General features: G+C 31.3%; 13 protein-coding genes. 4 read left to right on the top strand and 9 right to left on the bottom strand.

Annotated elements, in window-relative coordinates:
- The first annotated feature begins 15 nt into the window (after positions 1 to 15).
- Entirely contained in the window at positions 16 to 627 is a 612-nt protein-coding gene (locus tag NMK29_RS08650) for a DEAD/DEAH box helicase (protein ID WP_108804271.1), read from the top strand.
- 16 nt (positions 628 to 643) lie between these two features.
- Here the strand turns inward: NMK29_RS08650 and NMK29_RS08645 are convergent, their stop codons facing one another.
- The 7 genes from NMK29_RS08645 to NMK29_RS08615 form a co-directional block, all read right to left on the bottom strand.
- The gene (locus tag NMK29_RS08645) at positions 644 to 1,786 is read right to left on the bottom strand and encodes an MBL fold metallo-hydrolase (RefSeq protein WP_234424302.1); all 1,143 of its coding nucleotides are present in this window, start codon (positions 1,784 to 1,786) and stop codon (positions 644 to 646) included.
- A 62-nt stretch (positions 1,787 to 1,848) separates the two neighbouring features.
- The gene (locus NMK29_RS08640) at positions 1,849 to 2,421 is read right to left on the bottom strand and encodes a TetR/AcrR family transcriptional regulator (protein WP_108804272.1); all 573 of its coding nucleotides are present in this window, start codon (positions 2,419 to 2,421) and stop codon (positions 1,849 to 1,851) included.
- A gap of 123 nt (positions 2,422 to 2,544) precedes the next feature.
- Complete coding sequence (locus NMK29_RS08635) at positions 2,545 to 3,285, bottom strand: serine hydrolase (protein WP_108804273.1); 741 nt, start codon at positions 3,283 to 3,285, stop codon at positions 2,545 to 2,547.
- The gene (locus NMK29_RS08630) at positions 3,248 to 3,964 is read right to left on the bottom strand and encodes a serine hydrolase (protein ID WP_108804274.1); all 717 of its coding nucleotides are present in this window, start codon (positions 3,962 to 3,964) and stop codon (positions 3,248 to 3,250) included. The genes NMK29_RS08635 and NMK29_RS08630 overlap by 38 nt, the downstream gene beginning before the upstream one ends.
- A gap of 14 nt (positions 3,965 to 3,978) precedes the next feature.
- Positions 3,979 to 4,392 carry a nuclear transport factor 2 family protein gene (locus NMK29_RS08625; protein WP_108804275.1) on the bottom strand — a complete coding sequence of 138 codons (414 nt, stop codon included), beginning with the start codon at positions 4,390 to 4,392 and terminating at the stop codon, positions 3,979 to 3,981.
- 115 nt (positions 4,393 to 4,507) lie between these two features.
- The gene (locus NMK29_RS08620) at positions 4,508 to 5,236 is read right to left on the bottom strand and encodes an AraC family transcriptional regulator (protein ID WP_254097192.1); all 729 of its coding nucleotides are present in this window, start codon (positions 5,234 to 5,236) and stop codon (positions 4,508 to 4,510) included.
- A 487-nt stretch (positions 5,237 to 5,723) separates the two neighbouring features.
- Positions 5,724 to 7,925 (bottom strand): T9SS type A sorting domain-containing protein, encoded by a 2,202-nt coding sequence (locus tag NMK29_RS08615; protein ID WP_108804277.1) that lies wholly within the window; start codon positions 7,923 to 7,925, stop codon positions 5,724 to 5,726.
- Positions 7,926 to 8,257: 332 nt separating this feature from the next.
- On the opposite strand from NMK29_RS08615, the gene NMK29_RS08610 reads away from it, so the two are divergent.
- From NMK29_RS08610 to NMK29_RS08600, 3 genes are read left to right on the top strand one after another with little or no spacing between them, the layout of a single operon-like run.
- Positions 8,258 to 9,157 carry an EamA family transporter gene (locus NMK29_RS08610; RefSeq protein WP_108804278.1) on the top strand — a complete coding sequence of 300 codons (900 nt, stop codon included), beginning with the start codon at positions 8,258 to 8,260 and terminating at the stop codon, positions 9,155 to 9,157.
- A 39-nt stretch (positions 9,158 to 9,196) separates the two neighbouring features.
- Entirely contained in the window at positions 9,197 to 10,324 is a 1,128-nt protein-coding gene (locus NMK29_RS08605) for a hypothetical protein (protein WP_108804279.1), read from the top strand.
- On the top strand, positions 10,296 to 11,153 hold the full coding sequence (locus tag NMK29_RS08600) for a tetratricopeptide repeat protein (RefSeq protein ID WP_108804280.1): 858 nt from the start codon (positions 10,296 to 10,298) through the stop codon (positions 11,151 to 11,153). Before NMK29_RS08605 ends, NMK29_RS08600 begins: the two co-directional genes overlap by 29 nt.
- Before the next feature lie 56 nt (positions 11,154 to 11,209).
- Here the strand turns inward: NMK29_RS08600 and NMK29_RS08595 are convergent, their stop codons facing one another.
- Together NMK29_RS08595 and NMK29_RS08590 are read right to left on the bottom strand one after the other, a co-directional pair.
- Entirely contained in the window at positions 11,210 to 11,779 is a 570-nt protein-coding gene (locus NMK29_RS08595; protein ID WP_108804281.1) for a DUF4251 domain-containing protein, read from the bottom strand.
- A 90-nt stretch (positions 11,780 to 11,869) separates the two neighbouring features.
- On the bottom strand, positions 11,870 to 12,586 hold the full coding sequence (locus NMK29_RS08590; RefSeq protein ID WP_108804282.1) for a DUF6090 family protein: 717 nt from the start codon (positions 12,584 to 12,586) through the stop codon (positions 11,870 to 11,872).
- Positions 12,587 to 12,674 lie beyond the last annotated feature (88 nt).

Genomic DNA, 12,674 nt, shown 5'->3' with positions numbered 1-12,674 from the left:
ATCTCTTATAATTCTATGCCTTTTAAAAAACTACACGCTGATATACAGGAAAAACTCTCGGACTTAGATATAACTTTGGCGACACCTTTTCAAACTAAAGCTATTCCTGTAATAAAAAGTGGCGCTAATGTATTTTGCAGTGGTCCAACGGATATAGGTAAAACAACTACGCTTATTCTTACTATTTTACATAAACTAAAATGTACTGCTGTTGGTAATGCGCCTAGAGCAATCGTGCTTGTAAAAAACAAAGAAAAAGCCACAGAATTGTATGATTTGTTCTTAAAATATACTAAACATAACTCCTTACGAGTATATTTAAGTCACGAGGAATTACATATTGATCTTCAAAAATCAGAAATATTCGAAGGACTTGATATCCTTATTTCGACACCTGTAACATTAAATAAGTTACTACTAGCTAATGGATTAAGTGTTTCACAATTAAAAATATTTAGTGTTGATGATGCAGGTTTTTTGACTGAAAATGCAGCGTATACTGCACTCCTTTCTATTACTCGTGGTATTAAAAAATGTCAATTCGTCTTATATTCAGAAAAGCTTGATCCTAAACTAAAGCGTTTTGAAAATAGTTTTATGGAGTATTCTAAAAAAATATCTGTATAACACTCAATTGTAGTATTTACTCAATATTTTCCCACCAAGATTTTTTCAGATTGTTGTTTTCTTTTAGGAAAATAGATTCACCAATTATTGGAGTAATCATACTAATATTTAATTCTTTAGCTTTCTTGCTAACTCGTTCTATAGGATCTTTCCAAGTATGCATTGCCAACTTAAAACCGCTCCAATGAATTGGCATTATTACTTTTGCCCTAACATCTAATCCCGCTTGTGCAGTCTCTTCTGGGAACATATGTATATCAGGCCACATTTCATTGTACTGCCCACATTCTATCATAGCAAAATCAAATGGACCGTACTTCTCACCTATCTGTTTGAAATGATCCGCATATCCACTATCTCCACTAAAAAAGATGTTTTCTTTATCCGATTGAATTATCCAAGAACTCCACAATGTTTTTGCTCTATCAGCTAGTCCTCTTCCAGAAAAATGTTGTGCAGGCGTACAAATAAACTTTATTTCTTCAAACATAATTTCTTCCCACCAGTCTAATTCAATAATTCGTTCTTTTTCTATTCCCCATTTTTGTAAATGAATTCCAACTCCTAATGGCGTATAAAACATAGTTACTTTACCTTTTAGTTTCTGAATTGAACCATAATCTAAGTGATCATAATGATCATGAGAAATAAGAACGGCATCTATTTTAGGCATTTTTTCTATTTCTATTGGAAGACTTTTACTAAAACGCTTACCTCCTAACAAGGGATGTGGTGCTGGTACATTGCCTAACATTGGATCTATCAATATATTTTTATGATTTACCTGTAACAAAAATGAGGAATGGCCAAACCAGATAAGACTAGACTCTTTTTTAAACTCTACAATATCCAAAGAATCCACTTCTTTAATAGGTAAATTATCCTTAGGTACTGTGTTCGGTTGAGATTTTAAATATCCAATAAGACTCTTACCCATATCACTTAGACTCATATCTAGCTTTACCTCATTAGTGTTTATAAACTTACCATCCTTATAATTTTTAGAAGAAGCATATGAATCTCGTTGTTCATCTGTTGCCTTACCTCCAAACTCAGGACTTAAATTAATAAACAAAATAGCTATTAGTAACACTATACCAACAAGAATTCCTATACCTGCAATCATTCGTTTTAAATATTTAAAAAATTTATTTTTCATTAGTTGTTTTAAGATTCTTATCTTTTATAATCGAATAAATATTCTTTTTTAGAATAAAAAAATTAACTTTTAATAGCATTCCAAACAAAGGAAAACATCATATCCATATCTTTTTTGTTTAACTGTATTTTCTTATTGATAATGAGGTTAACAGTTTCATACAAAAGTGCCCCAATGGTAGCTTCCAAAATTTCATTATCGATATCTCTAATAAGCCCTTCGTTTTTACCTAGTTCAAACAACTCTGTTCCGATTCTATTTTTGGTTTCTATTATTGTTGTTGGAATCTTTTCATAGTATGGGGACTTTTTTACCTGTGTTATAAAACTCATCTCCTTACTGTGATTTATACTAAAATTAATCCAGTATAACCAAACAGTTTTCATCCTTAATTTAAAAGGTAAATCTTCAGTAATATCTTGAACACTATTTTTAGTAATGCGAGTGATCAATTCACTTGCAATGGATACTATGAGATCATCTTTATTCTCATAATAGACATACAATGTGGAAACCGAAATACCTATTCTTTGGGCCAATGTAGACATTTTTATGCCTGCGAATCCTTTTTTAGAAACTATGTCCAAAGTATGTGCTACTATTGCCTGTCGTTTATGTTCATCTTTTACTCTCACGGGGCAAATATAAACACAATAATCGAATAAATATTCGATTATTGTGTGCTTATCTGTTATTCTACTATAATTTTAATTAAAAATGCAATTAGCTATTACCAAAATACCTCTTACAAATGATTATTAATCCACTTTTTCAAACATATTAACTCCACCCAAAGACATATATTCTATCACACCGGTTTCATTTTCTACAAAACTGATAATACGCATACCGTCTGTACTTTTAAATAGCAAAGGTTCTATTTCTTTATAAGTTCGATTCATAATTGTAAATGTTTGATCATCGTTTACAACTAATTCTTGTCGATTTGGTTTCCAACCATCCACACAGCTATGACAATGTGTAGTCCACATATAATGTCCTGCTAGTTTATCGAGTTCAGTTTTTTCTATTAAAGGTTTCAAAGGTGTTTCTTGCCGATCTTCCTTGAACGTTTTTAAAATTTCATCCATAATGGCATATCTCAATCGAGTTCCTTCATGATGATGCACGATAAAAACTCCCAGTTTCTTTTCTGCCACCATTGCCATATACGATGAATATCCTTGCATATCGCCTCCATGGCTTATTGTTCTAAAACCATGCGCATCTTCTTCGTAGAACCCATATGCAAAAGCTTCTACTTTTTTATGCACTCTTAATTGTGGTTGTTTCATCAGTTTCGCTAATTCGGCGCTTAGTATCTTTTCATTATTAAATACTCCATTGTTTAAATGCATATTAAGATACTTTCCCATATCTGCAACAGTACTATTGATATCAGAAGCTGGGTACGTATGATAATACTCCCAAGGTTGTGGCATATTAATTCCGTTACGATATTCATATCCCCAAGAAAGCATAATTTTCAACTTGTTCATTTAAAAACATAGATGTCATATTCATTCCTAGTGGTTCCCAAATGTGTTTTTTCATATATTGATCAAGTTTTAAACCGCTGATATCTTCTACTAATAATCCTGCTAACGCAATTCCGTATGACGAATAACTAGAGATCATTCCTGGTCTGCGTACACGAACTAATCGGTCTTTTAGAAATTCCTTTAATGGAATAGATGCCTGTTCATTATATACAACACGACCTGTTAATTCATCAAAACCAGCACTATGATTTAGTAAATGTGCTGATGTAACAGGTTCCATAAAAGTAGTAGGTACTTTTACAGATGTTAGATAATTATTTACATCTGTATTTATTTCAATTAACTCTTTGTCAATTAGTTGAAGCAAAGCAGTTGAAGTAAAAGTTTTGATTACAGATCCTATCCTAAAAATGGTTGAATCCGGATCTACTCTTCTAATTCCTTCACCTAAACTGGTATATCCGTATCCTTTTTTTAATAGCGTCTTTCCATCTTTTACAATAATAAATGCTGCCCCAGGAATATGCTCATTTTCTAAAGCATGGTTTATCAAAGAATCTAACTTAGTTTCTAATTTTTTTACCGTAGCATCAGAGTCTTGAGCTTGCGAATAACAAACTATCCCAGCACAGATATAAAATAAAATGAAACATTTAAATATCGAAGTACCAGTCATAAAATTTAGTCGATTTAGTAATTAATATGAGTATATGATTTATGTATGATTTTCCAGGCTCCCTTTACCTTTAATAACATCATGTAATCAGTATATAATCTTTTTCTAGTTGGCACATCGATCTCTACTTTGGCTATTGCTGCATCATTAACAACATCAATAGAAACGATCTTACCTACTCTTTCGCGTTTTTGGCCTTCTTTAAAATAGCCAATATACTTTTTACCAGATCTAATACTTAAAGTATCGTTAGAAATTGAATATAAATTTAAATCTTTATGAAAGGCTTTTTTTATTCTATCTGGCGCTCCATTTGCGGTTCCTTCTATATAATGTAGAAGAGTTTCAGTTATTTGATCTTTATCTGATTGCCCAGAAGTTATTTGAAAAATAATTAAACATATAGATAATAGCAATAAATTTTTCATTGTTCGATTTTTAAAAGATTGATTTAGAATGCTAATCTATTTGAAAACCTTAAAAATCAATATACAAAAGAAGTTCACGTTCTTCGGATTTATAATTCCGTAGAAAAAACACGTGTTATTTAAAGGATTTTTTGAACTGAGATGGTGTCATCCCCTCTTGTTTTTTAAAAGCAGTATAAAAAGTAGAATTCGATTTAAAACCACATTCATTACCAATGGCTTCTAAAGTAAGTAATGTATTTGTCTTAATTAATTCTGTCGCAGTTTTTACGCGATACGTGTTAATGTAACTAGAAAAACTTAGTCCTAGGTTATCATTAAGGTACTGAGAAAGTTCGTGCGGTTTTACATCAAGTTTACTAGCAACATCTAATAACTTTAGATTAGGATCACGATGTATTTCTTCTTTTTTAAATAAAACATTCAATCTATCAGCAATAGAAGATGCCTTTTCCTGATCTATCTTTTTATTGGCATATTTTACTATAGGCGTAACAAAGGTAAGTGTACTATTTCTCCGCTTTATAATCCAAATGACCAAAGTGATGTAAAAGGTAAATGAAAATGACAATGCTCCAACTATATAAGAGGTATAGGTTGTGGTATTATATGCTAACCAAATAATAAAACCACCCGTAACGATATTAATGATCCAAAAATCCAACGTAGTAATCTTCTCAGTTTTACTCCAAAGTTTCCTAAACCTATTTCTTGATTGATAAATAGCTGCTATTGTATATATTGTCCATTGGATAAATAAAAGTGATCCAAATATTCTTGGTGGACTACGCCACCATAAGTGTTTGTATTCTCTATATGGATATTCAATACTAATGATCGTCATAAATATCAACACTGGAACAATATGAAATAACCAATTCCATTTATGGACTTTGAGAGGGTTTATAGCAATTTTGGTATATAGATATAAAAATGGGCCAATTAAAAAACAAGCTGTCAACCCTACACTAACGAATATAGAAGATGTACCTGGATAAAATGTTAAGAAAACAGATTTAGTAACACGAACACTTATTACAAATAAAAGAGCTGCTAAAAAAAGAGTGGCTCTGCTTTTATTCTTAATTAAAAACCCAAAATAGAGGCTAAGAAAGAGCCCATTAAAAGCTCCTAAAGCACTAAAAAAAAAACAATAAATTTTTACCGAATTCCAAATGATGATTGTTAGTGTAACAAATATAAGAAATGTTATTTCGCATTCTTAACAATCTTAATTATCCACAAATTTCACAAAGTGTAAAAAAAAGATGCTCCAGTATTACTTACCGAAGCATCTTATGCAAATTACTGGTTTGATATATTGTTATGAATTATCTAACAATTAATTTTTGAGTAATCTCTTCGCTACCCTTTGATTTAATTTTTACAATATAAACTCCAGAACTAAGCGACAAATTACGTGCAGAAAAATTATTGATTCCAGGGTTTAATATAGCTTCATACTTTTTCTGTCCTAATGTGTTATATATATGTACTATAGCATCTTCTGTACTTTGAGAACTTAACTGGAGTGAAAACTGATCAGATGTTGGGTTGGGAGACATTTTTATCGCTTCGATACCTTCTTTATCAGTTCCCATAATTGGTCTTTTATCATCTAGATTAGCAATTATTTCTGTTGCTGATAAACCGTTACATGATCCTTCATATATTTTTACATTAGAGAAAATTGAATTATTTCCTGATCCAGCATCATTATCATTGATAAAAACCAATCTATCCATAGCTCCTGTATAAAAATTCCCAACAGGAATAACATAAGTAGTTGTACCAGAGGAATAATTATCAAAATTCGTTACTCCATAATTTTGAGTACCGTGTACCTTAAAATAACGCGAAGATGTTAGTGAATTGTTGTCTTCAAAACCTACGGCATGAATCTCTCCTTGAGAAGTGCTGCTAAAATCAAATTCAATCACCGTATTTGCAGTAACTGTATAATTAAGGCTAATATATTTCCAAGTATTATTAGTTAGCGATAAAGCTCTTCCTCCATTCTGTATAGAGAAATTTCCTGCACTATCTTGGTTAGAAAAAGAGGTGATTGTAAAGTCATTAAAGTCGATACTATCACAAGTTGGATTAGGATTTCCTGTACCATTTTGGATGCTTACGGCATCAATAGCAATATCACTTTGCCATCCACTTGTACCAGTTCCTGTCAATACATTAAAACGTAATTGTACACTTGGATTACCTGCATAACTTGCTAAATCTATACTCGCTACATTCCAGATATTCCCTTGATCTCCAGATCTGTTAAATACTGGTATCCAATTTCCGGAATTGTTTGTTCTTGCTTCAACCGTTAAACTATTGATCTGGCTACCAAACATATGATACTCAAAATTAAGCCTTGGAGAATCTACATTCGTAAAGTCCAAGCAAGGAGAATTAAGTATTGCTCTTTTGTTAGGGAAACCAGTACCATTACCTGAAGCTTCTACATAAACATATGTACTTCCATCTGTAGCACTGCTTGGTCCCGTTTGATTCGAAGGAGTTCCTCCTGAATTTCTTGTGAAATTGATGTCATCACCAGATGTAGCATTACTCCATTCACCAAAACTATTTTCAAAACTTTCATTGAAAGGAAAAGAAGTTACATCACCAGAACAGGTATCATTAGGCGGAGGTGGCGGTGTACCATCTATTGCTCCATCAATATCGAATCTAGAAAAGAAATCCCAAATTTCTTGAGATGTATTTACGTTTCCACCATTCCAGCTATGTCCTTTTCCTTGGACTCTTATAAATTCTGCTGTTACTCCATTATCACCGTTATCCCAGATAGAACGAGTAGACCCTCCTCCTAATTGAATCACATCTGGTGTACTATCTCCATTATTAACTGCAGACCAATATTCCATAACATCCTGTATTGGTTCATTCGTTCCATTACCGTTTATAGATATTACATTATCATTGGTTCCTGTAATTTGTAATACTGCGGTTGGATGTTGTGGTTGACATTGATTATTGGTAATCCAGCTTCTAGTCATACTACCTGCCACCGACGCTACAGCAGCAATTCTAGGACTTAATTCGCAAGCCAGTCTATAACTAAAAAATCCTCCATTAGAGAATCCTGTAGCATAAATTCGCTTTTCATTGATATTATAATCTTGCTGAATTACATCAATCAAGGCATCTGAAAATCCTAAATCATCTTCATTGCCACCAAAGTTATTGTTAATGGCCCATCCAGAGAAAAAGCCTCCTAACCCTTGTGGAGTAACAAAAATAAATTGATTATCCTCGGCTAATTGCCTAAAATCACTTTGATTGTACTGAGTATCAATGTTATTAGTGAAACCATGGAAATTTAAAATTAAAGGAGCGGGCTGACTTGAATCATAGCTAGCAGGAATATACAAACGATATTGTCTGGTTCTACCGTCATTTTGTAATGTAGCATTAATGACTTGCTGTGCTTGTAGAGCAACAGTGGTCATAATTGTTATGACTAATAGCCATAACGTTCTTTTTGTAAAGCTTAGTTGAGTTTTCATTGTAAGGTTTTAATTAATTGATTTGTGTTAAATAGTTAAAAAGTATTATGCATGAATAATAAATTGGTTTGATGGCGCAAATATATTCAATTAATTAAGTAAATATCAATTTAATTCTTAAAAAAACACAATATTCGTAATTATGTTATATAAAAAATAACAGAAGTATAATTCCTACAGTTATTTTAACGATTTTCGTTTAACGGTATTTTTCGATTTTATAAGAAAAAAGTATAAAAATGAAAGGAAATAATCGTAAATATTAATCAAAGGAATTTGAAATATATAAACCTAATTATTCATAAAATTTACTAATAACTTATATTCGCGGCATGTGGATGTATTTAGGTTTATTAGCTGCACTATTTTTAGGTTTACATAATTTATGTAAAAAGCACGCGGTACAAGGAAATGAGGTTTTCCCGGTGCTTCTTGGCACCATTGGATCTGGTTTTTTAGTATTATTACCTTTTTTTATTGGTTCGCAGTTTTACCCAGATTTCACAAAACAGATTGGCTTTTATATTAACAGCATTCCTTGGCAAACCCATGGTTTTATTTTTATAAAATCCATGATTATGGCTTCTTCCTGGATTCTGGCATATCAAGCTTTAAAACATTTACCTATCACTATTGTTACCCCGATACGTTCTGCCGGACCTTTTTTTACTTTTATAGGAGCGATTCTAATTTATCAAGAACGACCTAATTTCTTACAATGGATTGGTTTTTTTTTAATTATATTTTCTGTGATATTATACTCTAAAATAGGTAAAAAGGAAGGGATTAATTTTAAACGAAATAAATGGATTTTTGCCATTATCGGTGCTACATTTCTAGGAGCTTCTAGTGGTTTGTATGATAAATTTTTAATTCAGAATTTGACACTAACACCTCAAACTTTACAGTTTTGGTTTTGTTTTTATACTGTTTTAATTTTATTAGTGATTTTATCCTTTACTTGGTTTAATAATGCAGAAAAACGAAAGAAATTCACTTTTCGCTGGACTATTGTAGCTGTTGGTATATTGCTACAAGCTGCAGATTATTTTTATTTTAAAGCATTACAAGATCCAGAGGCATTAATTATGCTATTATCCGCTATAAAAAGAAGCCAGATATTAATCGCTGTTGTTATAGGTGGTATTGTCTTTAAAGAAAAAAATAAGAGAAAAAAACTAGTTCCTTTATTCGGTATTATGATTGGTGTATTTTTAATTTTGTATTCATAAAATTAGACCTACCTTTAATCATCAACCAATACCAATTCAATGTACCGAAAGCTTTTATTGCTGTTATTATGTGTTATATGTTACTCTTGTAATAAAACTTCACTTACTAATGAACGTTTTTTTATTCCGAAAGGAGTTGAAAATACGGGTGTCGTAAATAAATATTATAGAAATTTATATTTAAAAGATCAACAAAACGTAAGAACATATATTGACTACTCTTTGACCAAAAAAATTAACGATAGTACCTATAACCGAGAAATATACGGTCCTTCTTTTAAAATGCAATCTTCTAACCAATTTAATATCCAAGGAAATCAAATGATAGAAGTTAGTGCAAAACGTATTTATGGTAAAGATACACTTACAGCTGTGTATCCGGAACAAAACAAGAATTTCTACCTCACTTTTGATAAAGACACTGTCTACTATAGGTCAAAACTGGTGAATGAAAAGTCCCGATATGTTGATATGAGCAAAACCATTACTATGGTTAAAGATACTATGATAGCTTCGAAACCAGCTAAAATTATTGCATTGAATATTATAGATACTACGGTATATGGAAAAAATCAAAAAAGTGTCACAAATTTTCACTCTCGTAATATTTACGTTCAGGATTTAGGCCTATATTCCTCCACCTTAACAACAGATGCTTTTAAGATGGAAAGAGTTTTGGTAAAGCAATTATTACCTTCAGAATTTAACGTTCTTTCTAAACATAACATAAAGCGTGTTGGTTATATTGATTTTAACAAAACCATAGATAAAGATAAAGCGTTAGAACTATGTACTGATCAAGAATTCATAGTAGATTATTATAATGGAGGAAATGATAGAGCTGGGTTTATTGGTGGAAAAGGGAATTTAAAAAGATTGATCTTTAGTAAACTAGATACTACCAAGTTAAGGAATCAATCTGGTTACTTGACTTTTAGGTTTGTGATTAATTGTAAAGGAGAAGCTGGTAAATTCACTACCGATCAATCCGCTGATTTCGAATACAATAAGAAACAGTTTCCCAAAGAAACTAGTATGCACCTATATAATATCCTTTCTGAAGTAAAAGAATGGAAACCATGTATTATTAGAAACAAAAAAAGAGATTCTTACTTTTATATAACCTTTATTTTAAACAATGGAAAGATTCAAGATATTTTACCTTAGTGGATTTTGTCTAGCACTATTTATTAGTTCTTGTAGTCAACCACCTAAATTATATAAAAAAGAGTTTTCTGAGACGGTTTCTCAGAAATACGCAAAACAATTTATAGAAGGCTTAAAAGGTCCATATTATCAAGGTACACCAGAGGAACATTTTCATATCCAAGAAGCTATTATTTTAGACACTACCTTCTCTGATCCTCATAGAGAAATGGGTGCTCCTAGAGTAAAACGTGGTATTAATACTGAGACTATGAAGAAGTATAAAAAAGCCGTAGAGCTGGATCCTGAATCTTGGCAAGGATATAGAGGATATTTATACTTATACTTTTATAGAGATTATGATAATGCAATTAAGGATTTTGATGAGCTAGACGCATTAACTCCCAATTTTGTAGATTATCCGCAGTCTGAGAATATTGATTTTATGAGAGGTGTCGCTTATATGATGAAAAAAGAGTATCCTAAAGCTCAAGAGTATTTCAAAAAATTCTTTGATCATGAATCAAAATCTGGAGATATAAATTATATAGAGAGCAGGGCATTTATGTATTATGGAATCACATATTTTGAAACAGGAGAGCTAGAAAAAGCTTTAGAGAAATTTGAGCTAGGTATTAAATATAATAAAAATGCAGATCTAATGTATTGGAAAGCAAAGACCCTTAAAGCTCTAGGAAAAAACCCAATAGAAATAAAAAAAACGGTGGATGTATCAAAAGAACTTTTAGCGCAGGGCTATAATAGCAGAAGGCCATATGTAGAAGAGTTTTATCAAACGTATAAAGAAGATATAGAGGAGTTACTTACTAGTATGACGTCTAATAAATAATAGCAGTATAATACGTTCTTACTATTACAAAATGTGTTATATAAAAACTGTATAATTTAATTGGTAACCAATCCATCATCTAACTCCAACTCAGATACGTTTCCTCTATAACGAATAGATGTGCGGTGACTACTATTAATATTTATATTGGAAGTCCAGTTTGGATATAATGTTACCATAACTCTATATGATTCTCTATTATTCTTAACAGTAAATTTGATTATATGTCTTTGCCGTTTTTCATCTTTTGTAACCTCATATCTGTCAGGGACGCCATTAAAAACAATACCACCTTCATTACGTGTATACTGACCAGGTAATTGACGCTCTCCATAAAAAGGTAAATCCATAGAAATACTATCTCCATGAAATTTTATATAATTGGGATTGCCAATTAAACTAATTCCATTAACTGTACTTCCTGGTGGTAACAATCCACTATTAGCTATAACATTCATACTAGATGTAGCTAAAGGATACATCCAATCGGATTGAATATTAAACGATTTCTTAGCAATCAAAACTTCTAGAGCTTTGCTTTGAGCGGTAGCTTCTACTGTTTTCTTTGTACCACTACATCCTATCAAAAAACCTCCAAATACTAATAACAAAACTACAGCCCTCATAATACATTTATTTGTTTCACAGTTAATTAACAGCAAAATCCATACCGTAATTTACGAATTTTAAACTACAACTCAATCATCGAACACTGACTAATCTTCTACTCTTTCTTTTATTTTTTTGAGAATTGTTTTTGAACTTTTCATGTACTGATCTAGAATAGGTTTTAAATTTCCATACACTAGTACATTATGAATAGCCAATCTGGCTTTGTAAGTATCACTTATAAAATAATTATACATTTCGGGATTTTCTAATCTACCTCGTAACAGATCACCAATCCAAGGATGATTATATTTTAAATAATCCATATTATCAGTTACATCACTACCTATTCGTGTATGTGTTTCCCTTAATAACGTATCAAAACCATTGTGATTAGCAACTATCATAGTTACGAGACTATCAGTTTCGGATGTGCTTTCGAACTTTTCTAGTAATCTGATACCTTTTTGTTGTAGTTGGAATGGACTATAATTCAAAACTAAACCCATAGCAGACGGATTCTTTTTATACATTTCGATAGTTACTGTATCGCTTAGAAATTGATCAAAAGTTTGCTTCCTAGCTTCTAATAAATCCAGAACACGACCTACTGCTAATGTATCTATTTTTAAATCTTCTTGATAGGTTATTAAAATATTATTTAGATTATTTTTGGTTTTTCTAATTTCATTTGCATTATTGATGCTCACTGCGATTAGTATACCAATTACTACCAAAATAATCTCCCCTACAGCGTATACTAAATATTTCTGTATGCCTTTTCCTGTCATTAGATTTTTACGTTGTGAGTTAAACAATTTCATACAAACCAATATACAACAAATTCTATCTTATCATAAAGCGCAAAAAAATGCTCCTAAATAAAGGTTAAATAGCAGTATTAAATGTTAG

Source organism: Aquimarina sp. Aq107 (assembly GCF_943733665.1).
Lineage (GTDB): Bacteria > Bacteroidota > Bacteroidia > Flavobacteriales > Flavobacteriaceae > Aquimarina.
Note: the sequence above shows the minus strand (reverse complement) of the source record. Positions and strands in the feature narration are given on the sequence as shown.